Here is a 23072-nt window from a genome sequence, read left to right as displayed (position 1 = left end):
AAATGAAAATACATTCATTTGAGCATGGCACGATGTTCATTCAAGAGGGTAAGCGCTATCGCTTTGAAATATCTGAAAGTAAAGTGTTGGCTGAGTGCCAAGAAGATTTAAAGGACCTCTTAGTAGAATCACCTTTGTTCTTTACTTTAAATGAGATAAAAAAAGAAAATGATCGTTTAATACTCGATTATAAAATGGAAGCGGATTTTCGACCGATAATAACGACGAAAAAATATTCTAGTGTCTTACGTCTCTCCTTAATGAATGTATTACTGGAGATGGATCCATTAAATACATTAAAAGAGAAAGTGTGGCTTCACCCTAGAAATATTTTCTTTAAAGATATGAAAACATTAAAGTTTTTATACAGAAGCAATCAATGGCTGCCGTTTGATGATCATCTAGTAAAACTTGAACAATACAAAATATTAATTATTTCTATGTTTTCGCGTTTCTCGTATGAAAAATATAAACGGGAAAAAGACAATCTCTTGAAAAGAGAAAAAGATGAATTCCTTTTTCGAATTGAGAATGCTCAATCCGTGGAAGATTTGAAGGAATTAATATCCCAGAGACTGCAATGGGAGGAAACACATCATTTTCTTAGTTTGGAGACAGAACAACATCAGATGAAAATGCAGAAGAGGGTAGTAGCTGGTCTATCGATTGGGATTTGTGGTCTTGCCGTTGGTTTAGCTTTTTTTCTTCAACAATCAGCTGTAAATAAAGTTAAAACTGCATACGCGATGGAGCTCCATAAAGTTAAGCAAGAATCACATTTGTATAAATTATTAAGTGCCGAAAAATATGATGAAGCGCTCTTGCTATTGAAAAAAAATGGAGGTAGTAAAAAGGAAGTGGCTAATGTTTACTTTGAAAAGGGGGAATACCAAAAGGCGATTGATACCGATAAGTCATTAATAAAACCTGTTGTAGAGGTCCTTTATAAAGCCAATAAGAAAGAGGAAATAATTGGGTTGAAAGCTGAAAGTAATTATCTAGAGATTGAAAAGAAAATAATCAATTACAATTATAGTTCATTGTTATCCATGCAGACATTTATAAAAGATAAAAACCAACAAATTAGATTAGGGAATACTTTTGCTGAACATGGTGATCTTATGGACGCTAAAAGTTTAAATGAAAGGATAAATAGTAAGGAGCTTGAATCAAAGATAAGAAAAATAGAGTTGGAGCAACAAGTGGCTACATTAGAACAACAAATAAAAGGGATAAATGAAAAGGGCAATATGAAACAAAAAGATAAACAAAAGGAACTTGATCTTAAAAATGAGGAACTTGAAAACGTAAAAACTGAGCTTGAAAAAATTGATAAAGGGATGGAGTGAAAATAAGTGGCAGCAACTGCCGCCGTTAAAGGGTCTCTATTTGTTATTCGCAACTGGAGGGAAATAACAATTGGACTCGTTTTTGCATTAATCCTAATGGTAGGTTTGCTAATGGGTGTAAATTCCACACAACAAGAGAATAAAAAAACTATTGATTCGCCTTTTGGTGTAGCAAGTGTTCCTTCAAATATTGAGCAATGGAGAGGCTTAATCAGTGAGTATACAACCAAGTATGGGATTCCAGAATATACAGATTTCCTATTAGCTCTCATGTATCAGGAATTAGGGAGTTCTAATTCGATGGATATTTTGCAAAGCTCTGAATCTGCTGGATTGCCTCCAAACTCAATACAAGATCCCGTGATGTCTGTTAATTTAGGGGTTCGACATTTCAAATCAGTTCTTCATCAAGGACAAAAGGCCGATGTTGATTTTGCAACGATTGTTCAATCTTACAATTTCGGCTCTGGTTACATAAAATTCATTGCTACACATGGTGGGAAGCATTCGATTGAATTAGCTCAACAATTTTCTTTAAGCCAGGCTACTAGACAAGAATACAATTGTTCTGACTGGCGAGCTCCATACTGTTATGGAGATTATACTTACGTACAAAAAGTCATGAAAAATCTCACACCATTAAATGTTTCAGTAGGTGGTGAAAATGTTTCTCCGTTAGGAGAACATATATTTAAGGAAATTATGGAAGAGGCACAAAAATACATAGGTTGGCCCTACATTTGGGGAGGGGCAAGCCCTACTACAGGATTTGATTGTTCCGGGTTCACCCAATGGACGTTTGCGAAGGCAGGGATAAGACTGCCTCGAACAGCTCAAGAACAATACGATGTTTCTTCTAAAATACCACCAGCTGAAGCAAGGCCAGGCGACTTTATCTTTTTTACAGCAACATACCAGTCAAATGAATATATCACACACGTTGGGGTTTACATAGGAAACGGGAAAATGTTTGATTCCAATGGTTCGGGTATTGGGGTTCATGACATTAATTCTGTTTATTGGAAAGCTCATCTAGCTGGTTTTGGTAGAGTGGCAGATTAGGAGGGTAGCATCTTGAATAAAATATTAGCGGTTTTCTTCGGAATTTCTTTACTAGTAAATGTCATTTTGGGGCTATTGTATGTTGGCCAAAGAACGATTGTTGCACAAGCTAATGAAAAGACAAATGAAACCAAACAGCAAATAAACCAATTAAAAAGTGAATCACATAAAAGAGAAAAAGCTTTACATACTTTTCAACAAAATGAAGCCTATTATGAAATCGAACATAGTGAAGAGATTAAAAGTTTTATAGATGAAACGTTTAGAGATCTATTTAATTATAACAATCAAAATTATGCTGCACGTTTTGATCAGGTCCAAAGCAAATTAGCTGAGTCTGTTATTTCAAAACTGAAGGCATCAGGAGAAGCTGGGAGTTCACAAATCGAATTCAAGAATGAAGTGAAATCTTTAAATGTTTATCTAAGTGCCTTCGAAAAAGACCAAGCAAAAGCTCTTGTGAAAATGGAAACACAATATTCAGTTGGAGAAAGCCAATTTCCTAGAAAAAATCAACTATATGAAGTAACGATTGATCAACATGGAGACAAATGGATAGTGGATAAATTAGAGTTAATGGGAGCTTTCGAACCCTTTGAAGAGAATTAAAAAGGCAGAATTGCTGAATAACGAAAAAGGTGAGAACTGATGAAAACGTTGGGAATACGTCTTTTGTTAACGGTATTTTTAATGCTTCTTCTTGAATTAATTGTAATCAATGTAGCCGGGGTACTTCCCTTTATTGCAGCGCACAAGAAAAATATATCTAGCGCCCCATTTATGGAGTTTTTCATTGGAAATGTACTACACCCACTTGAAAGAGCTACTCTAATGATAAAAGGAAAAAACCCCCTTTTCTTTTTGGGGAGTGGGGTGATTGTTTTATTATCTTTTTACGTTACTTTTTTTATGAAGGGTATAAAAGGCAAATATCAGTTAGCCGACAAATATGGGGTTCACGGTTCTAGTCGATTCGCCTATAAGAATGAGATATTTAAACAAGGAGAGACAGTTCCGGTACCTGTAAATCAATTTATGAAGGATCTTGAAGCCAGTTTGCTAGATGCGAAAGGGGAGAAGTGATATGGCTGTAGATTATATGAAAAATAATGGAATCATAGCAGGTGTAGTAAACAACTCCGTTATTGTACAGCCGACGGATTCAAAACTTCCAAACAGAAACCACTTTGTGGCCGGGGGACCTGGTTCGTCTAAAACCCAAGGGTATGTCCTAACCAATGTATTACATGAAAAGGTATGTTCACTGGTGGTCACTGATCCAAAAGGGGAAGTTTATGAAATGACCTCTGAAGTAAAACGAAGGCAAGGTTACGAAGTTCATGTGGTAAATTTCTCTGAAATGGAGTACTCGGATCGTTATAATCCCTTTGATTATGTAAGAGAGGAAATCCAGGCCTCAACCGTTGCAAATGCGATTGTTGCCTCGAAAAATGATCCGAAACGAAAAGATTTTTGGTACAATGCTCAATTCAGCTTGTTAAAAGCGTTAATTTTATATGTTAATCATGAATTGTCACCAAATCAACGAAATATGAGAGGTGTCTTAGATTTCTTGCAGGAGTTTGATCCTGAAGATAGAGAAGATGGAGCAAGTGAGCTAGACGGACAATTTTTAATTCTTGATAAATCGCATCCAGCAAGAAGGGCTTATGAATTGGGGTTTAAAAAGTCTCAAGAAAAAACTCGTGCAAATATTATTATTTCCTTGCTGACGACAATTGGGGACTTTACTTCCTGCTCTGTTTCAAGGTTTACAAGCTTCTCGGATTTCTTTTTAGGAGATGTAGGAAAAAGGAAAATCGCATTATATGTCATCATTCCAGTGATGGATTCAACATGGGAAGGTTTGATTAATTTGTTTTTTAATCAAATGTTTCAGGAGTTGTATAAAGTAGGTGCTCAAAACAGAGCAAGGCTTCCACAATCGGTAGTCTTTATTTTAGATGAATTCCCAAATCTCGGGAAGTTTCCAGACTATGAAAGGTTCTTAGCAACCTGCCGTGGTTATGGGATCGGGGTTCTAACAATTGTTCAAAATATCACACAACTTCAAGAAAAGTATGGCAGGGAACAAGCAGAATCTATTTTAGGTAACTGTGGTACAAAAATCTGCCTTGGAAATGTAAATGAAACGACCGCAAGATACTTTTCGCAATTAATGGGGAAAACCACTGCCAAATTTGAGACGGGTTCTTCATCAGAATCTAAAGGAAAATCATCTAGTACATCCTCTTCATCAAGTTATTCCTATGCAGCACGGAATCTAATGAATGAAGATGAGATTCTAACAATGTCTAAAGATGATTGCATTATCATAATTACTGGTAAACACCCAATAAAGGCAAAAAAGGCGTATCAGTATCTTTTATTTCCAAATGTTACAGATTCATATTATGTTAGTCAATTAGACTATCAAAATACAACATCCCAAGAAGTAATTGAAGAGTTTGATAGGAAAACCGAGGAATATCAAAACTATATTTATTCAAATGAAAGAAAAGTAGTGTTGCAAAAAGCTGAGGGTGAATTACATGAAAAACAGGTAAGTAAAGCCGAAAAAGAAGCTGAAAGGCAAGAAGAATTAGCGATGAGCTTTTTTTCTCAAATGAATTCCTCCTCAAAAGCTGACCCATCAAAAGAAGGGAGTTTTTAAAGTTGAAAAAGACAGCCTTGTTAATATTTGTATTCATGTTAATTGCGTTTTTAGTGGCCTGTAATGACAATGGAAATCAATTTGATACTAAGGGTGAACAAGAAAAAGCCACCAATGTAATGAAAGGTGTTTTAACATCCTTTAAAAATGAAGAAAAGTTAGCAGAAACAGGAACAAGTGAAGAAGCAAATCAAATTGCATGGAAAAAGATTAAGGAAAAAAATATTAAAGCAATCTCCAAGGAGCTAAGTAAAGAAGATCAAAAAAGATTACTGTACTTGTTAACTACAAATAAAGCGGAAGATTTACCAAATGGTGGTACACAAGCAAACTTACTATTTTCGCAAGATACTACTATTCAAAAGGTGTCTTTTCATGAATCGTCGAAAACCTTTACTTTTGATATAGAACGAAGTGGATTTGATCGCAAATTAGTAACTCTTAAACAAGAAGAAAGCTCCTGGAAAATCTTTAAAATTGAAAATCCTAAATAGGGGGAGTAATCTTGTTTAACTTTAAAGAAAAAATTGTTGAAGCCATTCAAGGTATGCTACAAGACTTTATTCAGTGGGCGCTTCTTACGTGCAATGATTTGTTATTAAAACAAAATCCTGAGATTCAGTTTTTTACGACCGTCAATAATTTTTTATTTGCCCTTACCTCCACAATAGCAGTAACGATTGTTTTATATAAGATTATTGAAGTTATCTCAAGGAATGCGGCTGGTGATGCGGTTTCCTATGGGCCAGTTATTGTTAACACCTTAAAAAGTGCCCTTTTGATTCCAGCTATGCCCTTTATTCAAAAAATATTGTTAGAAAAAGTTGCTTATAATATAGGAAACTGGATGATTGGAGAGGGCAGTAAGGTCAGTAAAGCGAAGATTGAAGCAATGTTAGCACCTAGAAATTTTGAATCACTTTATTTTCAAGGTGCGGCACTTCTTATTTTACTAGCTGTATTTGCATTGGCATTTATAGCATTCTTATTTTCAGTTGCAATTTTCCATGCTGATGTCATGTTTCTGTATTTATTGAGTCCGTTAGCATGTGTTTCTGTTATTGCGGATGATAATGAATATTTAGGTGTATGGTGGCGTGAATTACTAAGTCAAATCATTACGATTCTAGCAAAGATTTTCTTGTTTGTGATTGCTCTTAGTATATTAATTAATGAAAATATAACGTTTTTGAAATTCCTTTTACTCATGGGGTGCTGTATACTCCTCATTAAAAGTCCTTCAGTACTTAGAAACATGTGGTACTCATCAGGTTCTGGAAGAGGCATGATGGGAGCAATGGGGGGCGCGACAAAACTTGCTGCAAGAAGATATTTGGTAAAAAGATAAAGCAATTAAATTAAATGTTGGTTTATAAGTACAAGGCCCATCTACGTAGTAGGGGCTTGTTTTACTTTTCAAAGTGTTACTTTCAAAAAAAAGATAAAGTGCTATTTAAGAATTAAAAGATTCTAACTTATACGTCGCTATTTATTTATATTATATTTGTTAACAAGAATATATAAGTAAACATATATATTAAAATATATGTTTACTTATATGATAACATCATAATCACAAGGATATTTATCAGGACTAAAGATAAATATCCCTATGATAATGCGTGCTTTTTTAGGATTAATGAGTCTGTTGTAACGAAATTATTTTCATCGTCCGTTTTTTCTCTAGTTACAATTCCATTTCCAACACGGCTGTAGTGAATAATAATAATTCCTTTTTTAGCTGCAGCTTTCACACCTTGGAAATATAACCATCTCCCACCCTGTGATGATAATTCCTTTTTCCCCTGCTTTTACAAAAGCAACATAAAAATATCTACTATAATTTTGATAGCAATAAAAAATATCCACTAGAAGCCATTCAACTAGCGTAAAAAAAATGGATTCGATTGTACGCTAGTTGGTAACTGTTAATGGCCATCACAAGCAAAATTTCTATGTCGCAAACTTTGTCATCAAATGGTTCAATACTTAAGGTCATTGGGGCCTGAAATTCTTTTTTTCTGTTTCAATATATTTTTTTGAGTTAATGAAGGTAAATTTGATAAATTATAATTGTTTTTTGGTATATTTAACATATACAACAACATATATAACGTATTTATGTTTGATATTGTTTTTGCTAATATTTAATATAGTATTTTCAATATTATTTCTTTTTTTCATCTTTATGGATATGCTAGTAAAAAATTTCCCTTCTAGTCAACTACTTCTATTTTATGGTTTGCTTTTACTTTACCTCTGAATTTTCTCCGAATCCGAGTTTCTCAGAATATATAATCATACACTTTTCGATGGAAATATCAGGTTGTTACAGTAATTAAAGGATAATAGCAAAGTAACAAAGATTTTATCATTAGAACCAATTAAGGAGCTAATACTTTTGCGATAGATGTTTATGAATCTCTTAAATTGGAAAGCCTTCTATTAGATGTGTTATGATATCAACCTACATAATATCTAAAAATAAAAGGACGAGGTGTGTAATATGAATAAAACAGAATTAATCAACGCTGTTGCGACACAAACAGAATTAGCAAAGAAAGATGCTACAAAAGCGGTGGATGTGTTGCTTGAAACCATCTCTAACACGCTTGCAAAGGAAGAAAAAATCCAATTGATCGGATTTGGAACATTTGAAGTACGTGAACGTGCAGCCCGAACAGGCCGTAACCCTCAGACAGGTGAGGAAATGCAAATTCCTGCTTCTAAAGTTCCTGCTTTTAAACCAGGTAAGGAATTAAAAGAAGCTGTTAAATGAATTTGCATAGTAATACAGAAAAGGCTCTGGGAAGAATCCCTAGAGCTTTTTTTGTGGTCTATGAAACTATAATTTCCTTTACTTTTGGATAATTGTTCTGTCAATATTATTGAGTTTGGAAGAAAGATGCAGCGGGTTAGTTTTATAAATTCGAAATACCTGCTAATTCTAAAAAAGATATTAGGGTAGGCCGAATATTTCCGGCATTGAAGTAGCAAAGATTTATATAACCCTATTATCGTAAATTTACTTATACTATTTCATTATTTAATCCAAATATTAAAATGGTGATTGGCTTTTGAAGCAGGAAAAAAATACGATTTAGATGCAATTTATAGAATTAAATAAAGGTCACAAATTATGTGTTAATTACCACTTATATTAATATGTGTATTTTAATATTAATATATATAACAACATATATGTTTGCTTATATATTGTTATATATAGTATGTTTCAATATCAATTTCATTAGCATAATAAATATTAACTTATAAGTCCTTCTATCGGAGGCATTGGTCTGGTAATGGACGAAAAGGCAGACATCGGACGCTGCTTTTCCTGTTTCGCAAATCAGGAACGCGATGACTTCGTGAACACAATTGGATGAGATGAAGAGTTATGATCTAGTAGATATTACAGGACCTGGTTTGTGACAGAGGTTCGATTCGGCAAAAATCTGGTGGTGACAGGCACCACCAGATTTTTGTCGATAATAGTTTAATAACTTTTTAAATAAATATATCTAAAATTAAGGTTAGAGCAAATGCAACAAATGATAGGATGGTTTCCATTACGGTCCAAGTTTTGAACGTTTCTTTTACGGTTAATCCAAGGTATTCTTTTACTAGCCAGAAGCCTGCATCGTTTACATGGGAGAACATAAGTGATCCAGCGCCTGTTGCAATGACGAGTAATTCTAAGTTTACACCTGACATATGTGCTACTACTGGTGAAACGATTCCGGCTGCTGTTGTTAAAGCAACAGTTGCTGAACCCGTTGCAATACGGATTAATCCTGCTACTAAGAAGGCAAGAACAATTGGTGATAAGGAAGCTTGTTCAGCCATCTTGGCAATGGCATTCCCAACCCCGCTGTCAATTAGAATTTGCTTAAAGCCTCCGCCAGCACCAATGATAATGATAATGGAAGAGAGCGGCAATAAACACTCATCTGTTAATTTTTTTAATAGGTTTTTGTCCATTCCTTGGCGGTAACCTAAGAAGAAGTAAGCCGCAAAGCAAGAGATTAATAGTGCAATGACAGGGCTTCCAATAAATAATAGGAACCTTTCCATGAATCCAGGCAATGAAAGATAGGGTGCCACTACCGTTAGAACCATTAATAGAACTGGCAACAAGATAATAAAGAAGGAGATTCCTGTACCTGGCATTTGATTTGACTTTGTTTCAACACGAATTAGTTCTGGTTCTCCAACAGGAACCACCCGTTTGTGAATCCATTTTGCAAATATAGGTCCGGCAATTAATGCTGTTGGAAAAGCAATGAGTAATGAATAAAGAAGAACATGTCCCATGTTGGCATTATAAATTCCAATCGCTGTCATCGCACCTGGATGTGGCGGGACTAAACCGTGTACAATCGATAATCCGGCAAGAACAGGAATACCAATTAATAAAATATTTTGCTTCGTTGATTTTCGAATGGAGATTACTAAGGGAAGTAGAATGACTAACCCGACTTCAAAAAATACCGGAATCCCGATAATAAATCCTGATAGAAGCATCGCCCACGGAAGTTTCTTTACTCCGAATTTTCTGATAAAGAAATCTGCTACTTGCATACCGGCTCCAGAATCAGACATCATTTTTCCCAATATGGTACCAAGAGCTAATATCCCAACAAGATGTCCGAGAACAGCCCCGACACCCGTTTCATAACCGCTGACGATTTTATCCATTGGCAGCCCTGAAAAAACAGCTAAAAATAAGCTTGCTACGGTTAAACTGATGAAGGCATGCCATTTCCACCACGAAACTCCTACTATAACAATGATGATTGCAACCATTGTAATGCCCAGTAAATATAAATTCATAAATTTCCTCTCCTCTCGAGAAATCGCTTTCATTTCTCGCAATAAAGGCCGTTACTGTATGGAATCATTATAGGTAACAATATAGTTTTGTTTTGCTGTATTATAGTACCCTTCACTATATTCCAATACAATCCCCGCTTCATTGCTAGAACGTCGTATTCTTTTTAGTACCGCTGTGTCTTTCTCCAGTTTTAATGTTTCACTAATATGAGCAGGGGCAATGGATACCGCGAACTCATCCCGAAATGATTCAAGACGAATATTATGGTCCTCTAAAAAGCGATACAAAGAATTAATTTGAATATCCTTTAATTCTTCATCACTTAAGTCCAGTAAAATATAGTGAGTAAAGTAAATATACGGTTCGTTGTCCAATAAGTAGATCCGCTCAATTTGAATGCATGAATCGCCAAATAGAGAATAAAGAATGGATTCCGAAGACAATTCAACCCTCTTCAGGCTTACTATTTTTTTGGTAATATGATGACCTTCCTCTACCAATACTTCGGTAAACCGCTTTCCTTTTGAAAGCTTTGCATTCGTAACATTGGCAATGACTCTCGTTCCTTTACCGCTTTTCTTTTCAAGATAACCTTCCTGAACCAGTTCTTTTATCGCATTACGAACTGTAATTTTGCTTACATTAAATTCTTCTTCTAATTGAGGCTCGGAGGGAATGTTTGTGTTAATCGCATAAACACCGTGTAAAATACGATCTTTCAAAACTTCCTTAATTTGTAAATACAATGGACCTTTTTTTCTGCTCACATTCATTCCCTAACTCCTGCCTTTACCTTTTTATATCTTCAATTGTTCCTGCCATGGCTGACAGGATTTCCGTTTCTGTTGACATCGGGGTATCCCCGACGATGGTGCATGCGAGCATACCTGCAGCTGCTGCAAACCGGACTGTTTTCTCAGATGGAAAACCTGCCAATTCACCATGTAAAATCCCACTAGTATAAGCATCGCCAGCACCAATTCTATCATATACAGAAAAAGAAATGTTCTTTGAAAATATAAACGAACCGTTTTTATACATGTATCCTCTTAAAGAATGGGTGTTATCAGGATTAATTGCCCGATGTGTTCCCGCGATCGTTTGAATATGATATTTTTCTGCTACCTTAGGAATCAAGTCTTTAAGCTGTTCTTCTTTTGAGGATTTTTCTGTCTCCATACCTAAAATAAACATTGCATCTTTTTCATTCATCATCACGATATCGGCAAGAGCAAGCATATCTTCATAATGAGGTTTTGCTTGCGTATAGCCCCCGTCCCATAAGGATGGGCGGTAATTACAATCAAAACAGATAAGACCGCCTTTTGCTTTTACTTTTTTTGCAAGTATTTTCATGCTTTCACGGACTTGATCTGTCATCGCAAGTGTTATCCCGCAAAAGTGAATGATATCAGCATTTTCAGCAATCAAATCCATATCATAATCAGAAACATGAGCGGTATTAAAACTGCTTTCCAGTCGATTCGTATAGGTAACACGGCTTGCGCGCTGTCCAAAGCCATTTTCTAAAAAATACATACCCACATATTTGCCGCCTTTGGAAATGAAATCTCTACCGACTCCTAAACGCTGCAAGAAAGAAATTGCCGCATCACCTAGAGGATTATCAGGTAATTTTGTGATAAGGTATCCATCATAGCCAAGCTTTGTCATGGCAGAAGAAACGTTTACTCCCGTGCCTGAAAAAGAGTATTGTAATGTGTTTGCTTGTGTCAGGAGTTCATAACCTGGCACCTGTAAACGCATCATCACTTCTCCAAACGCAACGATTTTTTTAGGCATATTGAGCAACCAGATCTTTTGTGATGGCTAATAATTTTCTTACATCTTCCTCATTCGTCTTCCCAGTCTCTTTATTAATAATTGACGAATACACATGAGGAATAATTTTAGGCACGTTTGCTTCTAATGTGATTTCTAAAATTTTCGCAAAATTATCTAAATCAATTCCGCCCGTTGGTTCTAACGCAAATCCTTCCTCACCGCACGCCTTTGCGACAGCACGAAATTCATCTTCATGTTTTAAGCCTTTCATCGGGAAGTATTTCAAGGCATTTCCTCCCATATCACGAACAAGCGCAATGGCCGCTTTAATGGGGACAATCGCTGTTTTATCAGATCCGGCACTGATAGGGCCAGTAGAAATATTTACGTACCCAACTTTTCCAGTTGGAGAGACAAGGGAGTTAATCCAGCTATCTTGTGCTCCTAAATTTGCCCGTGTAGCTCCTACAGCAGGGAAGACCTGATTAATATGGCTTCCAGGATAGTATTTAGCAATTTCAGCGACAACCGCAGCTTGCTTATTATCACCAGCACCTAATCCAATCGAAACCGCCTCATCAATAGCTACTCCATATTCTTTCATTGCCGTAACCGCAGCCTCTACGGTTGGATAATCCTTTGAAAGTACACCCACTAACACATGTCCTTCTGCAGCCTCAAAAACTTCCTTTGCATTTTCAACACTATTCGCCAGGACATTTAAAGCTACTCGATTTTGATAAAAACGTTTTTCAATGTTCATTATTCTTCGCCTCCTAGAATCTCTTTTAATTTCGCTTCGATTACATAGATGTCATCACTTTGGAGCGGGCGGGGGTCAATATCAAAGAATCCTTGGCGAATTCCATAATCCCTTGTGTAGATGGCAATATCCCCATTCTTTAGCATGTCATTTACTTCTTTTGCTGTTGTTTTCGTGACAGCAGGATCAATTTGAATACGTGCTCTAAAAATGGCTCGGCCAGCTTCATCTTGTACAATCGATACTCTTACACCATCTAGACTTGAAAGGGAGGTAAGAACTTCAAGACTGGCCTTTTCTTTTTCGCTATTGTCTTTTTTGACAAAATATTCATCCAATGCCTGCAGGAGGCCAAATGTGGTTTCCTTCCCAACCTTCATGCTTCTTCCAATACAATGAAGCTGGACTTTTAACCATTCGATATATTTTTGCTTTCCAGCAACGATTCCTGACGTTGGTCCTTCAATTGCTTTCGAACCGCTATAAATGGCTAAATCCGAAACTTGAACATATTTTTTCAAATCTTCTTCAGCCGCAGCATCAACAATCAGTGGGACATGATTTGTTTGGGCAATCTCCCACGCTTCTTCCACTGAAATCATATTTTTTTGAACAGCATGATGAGATTTTACATACAAAATTGCAGCTGTATTCTCTGTGATCGCATCCGCGATATGCTCGGCTTTTCCTTCATTGGCATAGCCAACTTCAACAAGCTTCCCGCCACCTAGAAAAACCATGGTTTCGACTGGTGCTCCATATTGGACATTATGGCCTTTCAGCATGATGATCTCATTCTTTTGAATATTTTCTTGGTGGAGTCTTTCACTTTTCCGGCGGTTTCCTTCGGTGACAATCGCCGCTACGGAAAGAGCAATTCCACTTGATGCAGAGTTTACAACAACCGCTGCCTCGGATTGAAGCAGGCCGGCAATATGATCGCCTGCTTTATCAACTAAATCAGCGATTTCAACGTAATTTTGTCCGCCAATTTTCATTGCTTCCATTACTGTATCTGTAGGAGCAGAAACGCCTAAAATACTCATCCTACCACTTGCATTAATAACTCTTTTTAAACCATATTTAGCATTCAATGTATTCTCCATTTATAACCACTCCTTTTACAACAATTCTTTGCTCTGCTTTCCGTTCTTCGCCTTCAGAATCTAGTAAGGTAACCGCTTCATCTTCAACTGAAAATAATGTGAGGTTTGCGATATCTCCTGATAAAATTCTTCCAAGAGCTGGTTTTTTTAACCACTGGGCCGCACTAACTGTAACAGCGTCGATAACCTCTTTTAGGGAGTAACCCAAGTACAAAAACTTTGTTAAAACGTTTGCCATACTATAGACAGGACCATGGATCCGATTTTTTCGATAGATATCTGTGCTAATGGTGTCAAAGTGAATACCATTTTCTTTTGCCTGTTCCGCCGTTTGGAATGAGAAGCTTGCATTCCCATGGCCGACATCCAAATGAACCCCTCTTTCAATTGCCTTAAGAAGCTTTGGAAGTGGTTTTCCAGATTCCTCAAATAAATTATTGGCTTTCCCATTTAAGTAGTGTGTTATCACATCATTTTTCTCGAGTAAATCGAGGACATCATTAATATCCGGGGGACCTGAGCCAATATGAACCATAAGTGGTAAATCGGTTTCCTTTGAAAACTTGCGTGCTATTTTTAAAGGTTCTACACCATTGGGGCCAACCACGCTTTTGCTGATTCTTGCTTTGAGTCCTACTATAAAATCTTTGTTTTCTTTAACGGCATTTCGTAATTCTTGTTCATCCAGCCAAGAAAGATCCGATAGCTCATCTATTTGCTTTAAGCCGATTCGTGAAATATTCAAGAAAGCGAATAAATTTGTTTTGGCTTTTTTCGAATTGCTCACCAAGTCATGTATTCGATCGGCTCCGGTGCTTCCTGCATCAATAATGGTTGTTACACCTAATTTATAACCAATTTCGTCAATATCATCTCCATACGGATCGAATTCCGGAAAGGCATGTACATGCATATCAATCCATCCGCTGGAAACATAGACTTTGTTTTTAAAATCGATGATTTTTTCTCCGACTCCAGCACCCGGCGGAGCAATTTCTACGATTTTTTTGTTTTCCACTACAATATCTGCAGCAGTTTCATCTGTCATTTTTACATTCTGCAGAACGAACCTGGCTGTCATTTTAATCATCCCTTTTGGTAAGCCTTAATCAAAGTAAACGGTTAATTGTACGTTTACTTTTTTCTTTGCAAAAATAGATTAACACTTATTTTTGGTTCAGTCAATATAACGTTATAATGTTTAATATCAATATACGGAATCTTTTTATTATTGGGCATCTTCCTCTCCAAAGTATGGTCTTTACTGCAGTGGATTAGTCTCGTGGGATGGATGGATTACTCCAGTACCTGTAGTTAGTATTCAATATGAGTATTCAGGTAACGATGGGGTAAAGAGAAGGAATTGATTTATTGACGAAACATTTTCTTGAAAACTAGGCGGAGTTTATTTTTCTAAAGGGTTTGTGACCCATTTAATCAAGCGTTTTTTCTAATAGGAAAGAATGAGCGGTTGATTTTGCCCTTCGTGGAGGGGATAAAGAACGTTTTCATAGATAAATGGATGAATTTTTGCTTTCATATGTACGAATGTATTCTAATTTTGTGTCAGGATATTGGGCAGTATTAGGCAATGTTTGAGAGAAAAGGAGTACCTTTTTGCTTTTTTTTAACATCGAGCAATAAATTTCTGTCTAGTAATATCTAATGTAAAATGGTTTTTGGTGGCTGGAAAATACTAGAATTCTAAATCGTGCAGATGCTGTATTATTCCAATCTCACAAATCTTTTTGATGCTTTTTCAATTCATGTTCACTTAACTTTGTGACATATTTTATCACCTTCATACTAGAAGTTATTCAATTGATATTTGAAGTGTTGGACAACCTTAAAATTAAATAAAAAATGTATACCTGACCACTTTCATCCGTTTTTTTAGAAGGGAAACAAGCTTAAAAGAAGATATTTTATTAACTATAAAATAAAAAAAGATCCTCTAATCATTCCAAATTCGAAACGAATAGAAGATCAAACTTTGCAATTTGAGATCGTAAAATAATTTACATTTACTGTGCAGTATAGCCACCATCAACAAGGAGGGTGGTACCATTAACAAAACTAGCATCATCACTTGCTAAAAATAACACAGCCTTTGCTATTTCTTCTGGTTTTCCCAGCCTTCCTTGTGGATGAAGAGAAGCTAAATATTCTTTCGTTTGAGGGTCAACCTTTGAAAGTAAAGGAGTGTCAATATAACCCGGGCATACTGCATTAATCCGAATACCTTCTTTTGCATAAGCCGTGCACAGGTTTTGCGTTAATAGCTTCACTCCGCCTTTTGCAGAAGAGTAGGCCGTTGGATTAGGTAATGAAACAAAACTATGAATAGAACCAGCGTTAACAATGACACCGCCAGTACCTTGTTTACGAAACTGTTCAATCGAATATTTATCAGATAGGAATACTCCAGATAAATTAATATCAATGGTTCGTTTCCATTTTTCATAGGACAATTCGTGTGCTGGTGCATCATCGGCAACTCCTGCATTCGCATACATAATATCTAGCTTGCCGTAACGATTCACGGTTTCATTAATCAATTGTTTAATATCTTCTTCTTTTGTTACATCGGTTTTGACAAAAAACGTATCATATCCTTCCATATTCAATTCTTCTGATAGATCTTTACCTAGTTCTGAAAAGTCAGCTATGACTACTTTTGCTCCTTCTTCTGCAAAAAGGCGTACAGTTGCTTCACCAATCCCGCTTGCTCCACCTGTTACAATTGCTACTTTGTCTGTTAATTTCATCAGAATCTCTCCATTCTTTCATGAATTCAAGTCATTATCCATTTTTAACATCAAATTGATTTATCTGGATGTTGCTCCTCCATCAATAACAAATTCTGAACCTGTTGTGTAAGCTGATTCATCAGAAGCAAGAAATAGCACGGTATAGGCAACATCTTTTACAGATCCTAAATGTCCCAATGGGAATAAAGTTTTACCTAATTCTTCTTTTGAATTTCCAGAAACCTCAGAAGCGTAATCTGCCATTCCTGTATCAATATATCCAGGATGGATTGAATTAACTCTTACTCCGGCAGAAGCATATTCCATTGCCGCATCTTTCGTCATGATCCGTACGGCTCCCTTACTGGCACCATAGAGAACATGGCCAGGAGACCCGATTAAACCTGCAATGGAAGAAGCATTAATCACAGAACCTTTATTTTGTTTAGCCATTAATGGCATAATATGCTTCATTCCCAAGAACACCCCTGTTACATTAATGGCCATAAGGCGATTCCATTCTTCCAATTCAATCTCTGCTAAAGGTTTGATAATATATATACCAGCATTATTGAAAAGAACATCTACTTTTCCAAATGTATTAATGGTTTCCTCAGCAACCTTTTTCCAGTCTTCTTCTTTGCTGACATCATGATGGACGAAAATGGCTTCACCTCCGTTTGTTTGAATGTCTTTTACGGTTTGTCTCCCTGATTCTTGATTTATATCGGTAATAACTACCTTTGCTCCTTCACTGGCAAATAAGAGGGCGGTTTCCTTACCGATTCCAGTACCGCCACCGGTTATTATGGTTGCTTTATTTTCAAGTCTCATGACAAGCACACACCTTTCAGAAATATTTTCATTCAGATTAAGTAAGACTACTAACTTCTACGGTTCAATCTTACTACTTTGAATTTGAAATACTATCCTACAAGATGCTGTATACTAATAAAAATCATACGTCCATTTATAGGGGGATTTGAATGAAGGGGAAAAATTTAATATGAAGCAACCGTTCCATCTTTATGAAGAAATAACGTTTCAGCAATTCGCATTGTTCATTAAAACCCACAGTAAACAATTTAAAACCAATATAAATATCTACCTTAATTTAGACGACGACATTTCCGAACCAGATCGTAAAATAATCGGCAGCATGCTGCATTCATTTTTTCAACTATTAACGTCTCCGGCTAATACTACAGGGATCAATGAGAATCATTACAGCTTTTTGGACACATGGCTTCAATCACAGGTATCTATTATAAATAAGAAAAGTCTCTATCTATTTCAATTAATTTTTGAAAAATCCTTGTTAACACTAATGATTCAAATAAAATATAATCGAATTATACCTATATTCATGTTTTTGCTATCCATTTTTACCTACCTTGTCCATAGTTATAGCAAATGGGAACAGGAAGAAGGGCAAGCTATCGATACTCAGAGTCATCTTCCTGAGCATCTTAGAAGGCTCCAAAAGTTAGATAAGTTAAATCAACTTCTGATTCGCTCCTCAGGTGTTAAGGATTTAGCCTTTATTTTAAAAAAGTGTGAAGAGTATTTTCAGTATAAACGATGTGTTTTTTACGCCTATATTCCATGGTCGAATCAATTTTATGGGGTCATAGGAGCGGAACTTGCAAAAGTGCAAAGTATGAAAGGACAGATAACAGAGGATAGGACTGTCTTTAATTCAAAAACACCCATCTATTTAAAAGATCCGAGGAATTTTGTAAAAGAGGAGCATATAAAATTATTTAATTTATCATCCATTATTTTTGTCCCCATCATCCATCATGAACAATTGTTTGGATGGCTAACGTTTGATCAGGTAGGAGAAGAGTTCGACTGTTCGAAAAATGAACTAACATTACTCGAGCAAGTGGGAAAACGGATCGGAATGTATTTATCCAGAAAAGGCGAAGAAAAACTCAAAACTTCTGATATTCATTTAACTGAAAGAGAACTTACCATTCTGGATTTGCTTTCAGAAGGATATGACAATAAAAAAATAGGTGAATCATTATTCTTAAGTGAACACACAGTAAGAGATTATGTGAGCAGTTTAATGACAAAACTAGAATCGAAAAATCGAACGCAAGTCGTTGCTTCTGCTTTTCGATTGGGATTAATAAATTAATTGGTACTAATGGGGCATTCTTTAACCATGAAGGAGATATTTACAATTAATTAGTTAAGAAATTTTAAATAAAATATTACAAAATTGAATCTTGGAGATACATAAGGGGAGAGAACACTGATTAGAAAACTAAATACAAGAGATCAAGAGGTTTGTTTTAATTTATAAAAAACCAGGCCTGCTGAAAGGCGTTCCAACTAAACCAACGTTCAATTTTTTATGCAAATATGAAATGTAGAATCGGATTTCAAAAAACTAACAATTTTTGTGGTTAAATTTGAAGCTTTTTCTTTATATCCGAACGAAAAAAACAATAACTCCACCCATGCAAATCTTAGACACTGCATAAACCCAAAAGGGAAGACTCCTCCTCGACCCTTTTTAAAACTCGTCCTCACATTTGAGGGGGTCCCATCTTCGGGAGGGAGGTCAACTTATTAGGGGGTACTAAAGTAGCTATTCTAAGACTTTATTCCAAGGTATGGGCAAACAAGAATAAGCCAGAACTAACTAGGAAGAAAATTCCTGCAAGGATTGCAAATACTTCTACCTATACTTATTTCCTGATTTTTAACTGGAGCAGGTGCAGGTTCGGTGGATTGTGGAGAAATATTTATATTATAGCTCAAGTAAGTTTATTCATCATAACGTTTTAGTAAAGTTAAGGGTTTCTCATATCGATTATAAATGCCCATTACTTTATATATAGTATGGGTAGTTAATCTAGAAGTGTAAAAAAATAAATTTCTTGATAAAAAGTACAGAATTCTATGGCAAGAAAAAATTTGTTCCCGTTGTTTTTTGTCTAACTTTGTAATAGCTAAGGCCTTTTTAAAAGGTGATTATACTACACAAAGTACTTATTAAAATTTCAATTATCTGTACAGGTAGCTAATAGTATGTTCCAAAATTACATATTAATAATTTTACAGTAATATATGGATATTTTATTTTTAACCACAATGTCAAAATAGATTATAAAAATATCATCATAAATATTATATAAAAGTAATACGTCATATATGTTGATATATATGTTAAAAAAATTATTGGGTTGGTAGGATTGTTTAACTCTACATAATATCAAGAAATAATAGGACGAGGTGTTGAAATATGAATAAAACATAATTAATCAACGCTGTTGCAACACAATCAGAATTATCAAAGAAAGATGCTACTAAAGCGGTGGATGTGTTGTTTGAAACCATCTCTAACACGCTTGCAAAGGAAGAAAAAATCCAATTGATCGGATTTGGAACATTTGAAGGACGTGAACGTGCAGCCCGAACAGGCCGTAACCCTCAGACAGATGAGGAAATGCAGACTCCTGCTTCTAAAGTTCCAGCTTTTAAACCAGGTAGGGAATTAAAAGAAGCTGTTAAATAAATTTGCATACTAATACAGAAGAGGCTCTAGGAAGAATCCCTAGAGCATTTTTTGTCGTCTACGAAACTATAATTCTTTACTTTTGGAAAATTGTTCTGTCAATATTGTTGAGTTTGGAAGATAGATGCAGCGGGTCAGTTTTATAATGCAAAATATCTGCTAATTCTAATAAAGATAATAGGGCAGACTATTTCCGGGCATTGAAGAAGCAAAGATTTATATAACCCTATTATTGTAAATTTACTTATGCTATTGCATTATTTAATCCAAAAATTAAAAAGGTGATTGGCTTTTGAAAAAGCAAAAAAATTCGATTTGATACAATTTATAGAATTAAATAAAGGTCCCACATTATGTGTTAATTTCCCATTATACGAATATGTGTATTTTAATAAAGATATATATAACAACATATATCTTTATTTTGATATTGTAATATGTTTCAATATCAATTTCATTAGCATAATCAATATTAACTTATAAGTCCTTTTATCGCAGGCATTGGTCTGGTTAAAATCCAACAGGTTAGGCGAAACGGTAGAACGAACTCTGTTTGGTGAGATTGTTGTAGATAAGCATGTTGCTACCAACGTACTTGGGGCGTTTACGGTAGGCGACTGTACGAATAGTGCATATAAGCAGATTATTATAACTATGGGCTCAGCGCCCGTAGCCTTAGATGCATTCGTTTACCTCAACCTTAATTAAGGAAAAACCAAAGCGCTTCGCTATATTATGTAAGAGATGGCTTTTACTTTAATTTACATATTAAGTCTATTTTCATTCAGGAAACGGCGAATGCAACATGTGCTATTTATACATGCTATTTTACTAGCAAGTGAGTGTACGTTTTTTTGTATTTTAACCTTATGTATTAAATCCATTCTTTTAGTCAATAACAATAACAAAATAAAAGACTACGGGAGTGGAACATATGAAATGCAGAAGTTGTGGCAAAGATACAAGGGTTCGGGATAAGAAGAAATATAATGAACGCTGGGGATTGTGCAGCTCTTGTTATAGAAAAGACAAAGAAATGTTTAAAATAGGCATCAAAATAGCTTCAAACAGATAAAAACCCTTCAGATATAAATCCGAAGGGGATTAATACACTACTGTTTGTTTTCCAAATTGTTTAATCACTGTAGGGTTGACCCAAAATTGTTCGTAGGCTCCACCATGCCTTTCCTGAAGGTATTTTACAACGTTAGGGGAGTCTAGTGCTATTTCAATAACTCATCAGCTAGACGGCTTTTAGACATGCCGCCACAGGCCATAGACAATCTCGAAAGCTTTTTGTCGTACTCGTTGGTCATACTTACAGAAACTCTACATACACGTTTATTACCGAGTCCACGTTCTTGAGCTTGTTCACTGGCGCTTTTAAAATTGTTCATTCGTAACAACCTCCTTATTGCGTTACTGACGCAGTATTTATACTAAAATATGAAGTATTACAATGGTTTTAGAACCTTTTTAAAATCACTTATTATGTAGTTATATAGTTAACAAGATAAAATACACAGCCCGATAAAAATCTTTATACCAAGTCCCAAATCGTGACAGTTCAGCTCAAGTGCTGACACTGGAACCAAGAAAAATGTCAACGATTTGATTGAAGAAGGTCTGAATATTTTTTTAAAAGATACGAACGGAGCAAATCCTAACCATTAATAATGGTTGGGATTTTTCTTTTTATTATGCAGTTCCATGACCATGTTGAGAACTTTAAAAAAATATTTAAGAAGATAACAAGATTGTTTGATATGTTTTTTCTTAACTTAAGAGCCTTTCTTCTATCTTAATAAAGATTACAACACCCTCTTTTCCTTAGTTTTTTCAAAACTTCAGACTGCGCCAGTGCGTAACTGCGTAAGTGCATCAAACGATTTGTGGAAGGGGAGGGAAGAGTATTAAATGGTGGCCAACCAACAAAACACGCAAAACAGACCTCTCTTTTGATAAAGTGATAAAAAGAACAGCTGCCACAGGCAGAATTTCGATAGAAGGGCTTTTCGATAACAAGGAATTAACTTCTGCGTTAGAACAGTATTAAAACTTTTATAAGGAGCTTTTGAATCGTGTCCGGAATGGATGAATATAAAGACAAAATTAAAAAACAAATGGATAGACCGATGCGGAGTGCAAGAGAGGAATTAATGGGTGGAGCAGAATCTAAACCTGAGATTACTTCTGAACCTATTCATGAACAACAAGAAATGTACATCATTGAGGAACAATATCAACCTTTCTTGTTCCGCTAACGGGTGCTTTGTTTAAATATCAACGATTTTTTTATAAAAGCCATAAAGAAGGCGAGTGGTCTTAATTCGGCTCAAGGCTATTTATCCGATTTATCCGACTCAACCAGCATGTCCGGGTTCCATATGCTAAAAGAAGTGGTGGAAAGCAAGGATTTTAAACAAGCTATGGATACCTATCTGTCCGATGACCGAAAAGTCATGACTATGGATGTGGTTTTGGTTTTTAAAGCAACTCCTTATTCTAATCAGGCGATTCACCAGGTTCCTGAAATTAAGGATGCGGTAAAAAGAGCGGTTAAAGGTACAAAGCTTGAAAATGCAGTTGTTGCGGTGGGCGGAATCACTAGCTCGAACGCGGATTTAAATAAAATATCTAATCAGGATTTTTCCAGGACAGTTGTCTTACTTGGAATCACGCTTATTTTAATTCTCTATTTAGATCGATTATCATGCCGATATATATTATTGGATCCCTAATTTTAACGTACTATACCTCAATGGCGATGAATGAAGCGCTATTTGTGAACCAGTTGGGCTATACTGGAATTAGCTGGGCCGTTCCATTCTTTGGCATTGTGATCCTAATGGCTCTTGGTGTGGACTATAGCATTTTCTTGATGGACCGATTTAATGAGTACAGGGATTTAAAGGTAGCAGATGCAATGCTGTTATCAATGAAAAAGATGGGGACGGTTATTATTTCGGCTGCAATTATATTAGGAGGAACATTTGCAGCGATGATCCCATCCGGATGATGTTATCATTGCTCCAGATTGCGGCGATTGTCCTAGTCGGTTTATTATTATACGCGTTTGTCATACTTCCGTTGTTTATTCCTGTTATGGTTAAAAACTTCTGCAAAGCCAATTGGTGGCCGTTCCATGGCATGACAAATAAATTAAAGTAAACAATCAAAGAGGTATCCTTTGGACACCTCTTTATCGTGCTTT

Annotated in this window: 20 protein-coding genes and 2 pseudogenes; 13 read left to right on the top strand and 9 right to left on the bottom strand. The window is 35.7% G+C overall.

The window, feature by feature from the left end; genetic code table 11:
- Positions 1-2: 2 nt before the first annotated feature.
- The 8 genes from RCG21_RS32400 to hbs all read left to right on the top strand — a co-directional run bounded on the left by RCG21_RS32400 (position 3) and on the right by hbs (position 7864).
- Positions 3-1349, top strand: a complete 1347-nt coding sequence (locus RCG21_RS32400) for a type VII secretion protein EssB/YukC (RefSeq protein WP_308914524.1) — start codon at positions 3-5, stop codon at positions 1347-1349.
- A 6-nt stretch (positions 1350-1355) separates the two neighbouring features.
- A complete protein-coding gene (locus RCG21_RS32395) occupies positions 1356-2411 on the top strand; it encodes a bifunctional lytic transglycosylase/C40 family peptidase (protein ID WP_308914523.1) in 1056 nt (351 codons plus the stop codon).
- A gap of 12 nt (positions 2412-2423) precedes the next feature.
- The gene (locus RCG21_RS32390; RefSeq protein ID WP_308914522.1) at positions 2424-3020 is read left to right on the top strand and encodes a YddI family membrane protein; all 597 of its coding nucleotides are present in this window, start codon (positions 2424-2426) and stop codon (positions 3018-3020) included.
- 39 nt (positions 3021-3059) lie between these two features.
- Complete coding sequence (locus RCG21_RS32385) at positions 3060-3494, top strand: hypothetical protein (RefSeq protein ID WP_308914521.1); 435 nt, start codon at positions 3060-3062, stop codon at positions 3492-3494.
- Between the two features lies 1 nt (position 3495).
- Positions 3496-5085, top strand: coding sequence for a VirD4-like conjugal transfer protein, CD1115 family (locus RCG21_RS32380; protein ID WP_308914520.1), 1590 nt, complete (start codon positions 3496-3498; stop codon positions 5083-5085).
- A 2-nt stretch (positions 5086-5087) separates the two neighbouring features.
- Positions 5088-5579, top strand: coding sequence for a hypothetical protein (locus tag RCG21_RS32375; protein ID WP_308914519.1), 492 nt, complete (start codon positions 5088-5090; stop codon positions 5577-5579).
- A gap of 11 nt (positions 5580-5590) precedes the next feature.
- Complete coding sequence (locus tag RCG21_RS32370; RefSeq protein ID WP_308914518.1) at positions 5591-6433, top strand: conjugal transfer protein TrbL family protein; 843 nt, start codon at positions 5591-5593, stop codon at positions 6431-6433.
- 1158 nt (positions 6434-7591) lie between these two features.
- The gene (gene hbs, locus RCG21_RS32365; RefSeq protein ID WP_308914517.1) at positions 7592-7864 is read left to right on the top strand and encodes a non-specific DNA-binding protein Hbs; all 273 of its coding nucleotides are present in this window, start codon (positions 7592-7594) and stop codon (positions 7862-7864) included.
- A gap of 731 nt (positions 7865-8595) precedes the next feature.
- Here hbs and RCG21_RS32360 read toward each other — a convergent pair.
- The 8 genes from RCG21_RS32360 to RCG21_RS32325 form a co-directional block, all read right to left on the bottom strand.
- Complete coding sequence (locus RCG21_RS32360; RefSeq protein WP_308914516.1) at positions 8596-9921, bottom strand: GntT/GntP/DsdX family permease; 1326 nt, start codon at positions 9919-9921, stop codon at positions 8596-8598.
- 51 nt (positions 9922-9972) lie between these two features.
- The gene (locus RCG21_RS32355) at positions 9973-10695 is read right to left on the bottom strand and encodes a GntR family transcriptional regulator (protein WP_308914515.1); all 723 of its coding nucleotides are present in this window, start codon (positions 10693-10695) and stop codon (positions 9973-9975) included.
- A gap of 16 nt (positions 10696-10711) precedes the next feature.
- The gene (locus RCG21_RS32350) at positions 10712-11725 is read right to left on the bottom strand and encodes a sugar kinase (RefSeq protein ID WP_308914514.1); all 1014 of its coding nucleotides are present in this window, start codon (positions 11723-11725) and stop codon (positions 10712-10714) included.
- The gene (gene dagF / locus RCG21_RS32345) at positions 11718-12473 is read right to left on the bottom strand and encodes a 2-dehydro-3-deoxy-phosphogluconate aldolase (protein ID WP_308914711.1); all 756 of its coding nucleotides are present in this window, start codon (positions 12471-12473) and stop codon (positions 11718-11720) included. The genes RCG21_RS32350 and dagF overlap by 8 nt, the downstream gene beginning before the upstream one ends.
- Positions 12470-13576: a DgaE family pyridoxal phosphate-dependent ammonia lyase gene (locus RCG21_RS32340; protein WP_308914513.1), complete on the bottom strand. Its 1107-nt coding sequence runs from the start codon at positions 13574-13576 to the stop codon at positions 12470-12472. Before RCG21_RS32340 ends, dagF begins: the two co-directional genes overlap by 4 nt.
- The gene (locus RCG21_RS32335; RefSeq protein ID WP_308914512.1) at positions 13554-14657 is read right to left on the bottom strand and encodes an amidohydrolase/deacetylase family metallohydrolase; all 1104 of its coding nucleotides are present in this window, start codon (positions 14655-14657) and stop codon (positions 13554-13556) included. The genes RCG21_RS32340 and RCG21_RS32335 overlap by 23 nt, the downstream gene beginning before the upstream one ends.
- Positions 14658-15600: 943 nt before the next feature.
- On the bottom strand, positions 15601-16344 hold the full coding sequence (locus RCG21_RS32330; protein WP_308914511.1) for an SDR family NAD(P)-dependent oxidoreductase: 744 nt from the start codon (positions 16342-16344) through the stop codon (positions 15601-15603).
- Between the two features lie 60 nt (positions 16345-16404).
- Positions 16405-17160: an SDR family NAD(P)-dependent oxidoreductase gene (locus RCG21_RS32325; protein ID WP_308914510.1), complete on the bottom strand. Its 756-nt coding sequence runs from the start codon at positions 17158-17160 to the stop codon at positions 16405-16407.
- 172 nt (positions 17161-17332) lie between these two features.
- Here RCG21_RS32325 and RCG21_RS32320 point away from each other — a divergent pair, with 172 nt between their 5' ends.
- From RCG21_RS32320 to RCG21_RS32310, 3 genes and pseudogenes are all read left to right on the top strand, one after another.
- A complete protein-coding gene (locus RCG21_RS32320) occupies positions 17333-18472 on the top strand; it encodes a LuxR C-terminal-related transcriptional regulator (protein ID WP_308914509.1) in 1140 nt (379 codons plus the stop codon).
- Positions 18473-19603: 1131 nt separating this feature from the next.
- Positions 19604-19858 carry an HU family DNA-binding protein gene (locus RCG21_RS32315; protein WP_308914710.1) on the top strand — a complete coding sequence of 85 codons (255 nt, stop codon included), beginning with the start codon at positions 19604-19606 and terminating at the stop codon, positions 19856-19858.
- 525 nt (positions 19859-20383) lie between these two features.
- Positions 20384-20566: pseudogene (locus RCG21_RS32310) on the top strand (alkyl hydroperoxide reductase subunit F); the annotation flags it as partial.
- 515 nt (positions 20567-21081) lie between these two features.
- Here RCG21_RS32310 and RCG21_RS32305 read toward each other — a convergent pair.
- Positions 21082-21255 (bottom strand): hypothetical protein, encoded by a 174-nt coding sequence (locus RCG21_RS32305; RefSeq protein WP_308914508.1) that lies wholly within the window; start codon positions 21253-21255, stop codon positions 21082-21084.
- Positions 21256-21939: 684 nt separating this feature from the next.
- On the opposite strand from RCG21_RS32305, the gene RCG21_RS32300 reads away from it, so the two are divergent.
- Together RCG21_RS32300 and RCG21_RS32295 are read left to right on the top strand one after the other, a co-directional pair.
- Entirely contained in the window at positions 21940-22122 is a 183-nt protein-coding gene (locus RCG21_RS32300) for a hypothetical protein (protein ID WP_308914507.1), read from the top strand.
- Positions 22123-22173: 51 nt separating this feature from the next.
- Positions 22174-23029 (top strand): annotated as a pseudogene (locus tag RCG21_RS32295) (MMPL family transporter); the annotation flags it as partial.
- Between the last annotated feature and the right edge of the window lie 43 nt (positions 23030-23072).

The sequence above is a fragment of the Bacillus salipaludis genome, assembly GCF_030938565.1.
In the GTDB taxonomy this organism is placed as follows: Bacteria; Bacillota; Bacilli; order Bacillales; family Cytobacillaceae; genus Neobacillus; species Neobacillus salipaludis_A.
The sequence above is the reverse complement of the archived record's forward strand: the minus strand, read 5'-3'. Positions and strand labels throughout refer to the sequence as shown.

Coding starts and splice junctions, on each gene's coding strand:
- RCG21_RS32400 (WP_308914524.1), top strand. CDS start 3: ATGAAAATACATTCATTTGAGCATGGCACGATGTTCATTCAAGAGGGT.
- RCG21_RS32385 (WP_308914521.1), top strand. CDS start 3,060: ATGAAAACGTTGGGAATACGTCTTTTGTTAACGGTATTTTTAATGCTT.
- RCG21_RS32380 (WP_308914520.1), top strand. CDS start 3,496: ATGGCTGTAGATTATATGAAAAATAATGGAATCATAGCAGGTGTAGTA.
- hbs (WP_308914517.1), top strand. CDS start 7,592: ATGAATAAAACAGAATTAATCAACGCTGTTGCGACACAAACAGAATTA.
- RCG21_RS32360 (WP_308914516.1), bottom strand. CDS start 9,921: ATGAATTTATATTTACTGGGCATTACAATGGTTGCAATCATCATTGTT.
- RCG21_RS32355 (WP_308914515.1), bottom strand. CDS start 10,695: ATGAATGTGAGCAGAAAAAAAGGTCCATTGTATTTACAAATTAAGGAA.
- RCG21_RS32350 (WP_308914514.1), bottom strand. CDS start 11,725: ATGCCTAAAAAAATCGTTGCGTTTGGAGAAGTGATGATGCGTTTACAG.
- RCG21_RS32340 (WP_308914513.1), bottom strand. CDS start 13,576: ATGGAGAATACATTGAATGCTAAATATGGTTTAAAAAGAGTTATTAAT.
- RCG21_RS32335 (WP_308914512.1), bottom strand. CDS start 14,657: ATGACAGCCAGGTTCGTTCTGCAGAATGTAAAAATGACAGATGAAACT.
- RCG21_RS32330 (WP_308914511.1), bottom strand. CDS start 16,344: ATGAAATTAACAGACAAAGTAGCAATTGTAACAGGTGGAGCAAGCGGG.
- RCG21_RS32325 (WP_308914510.1), bottom strand. CDS start 17,160: ATGAGACTTGAAAATAAAGCAACCATAATAACCGGTGGCGGTACTGGA.
- RCG21_RS32320 (WP_308914509.1), top strand. CDS start 17,333: ATGAAGCAACCGTTCCATCTTTATGAAGAAATAACGTTTCAGCAATTC.
- RCG21_RS32305 (WP_308914508.1), bottom strand. CDS start 21,255: ATGAACAATTTTAAAAGCGCCAGTGAACAAGCTCAAGAACGTGGACTC.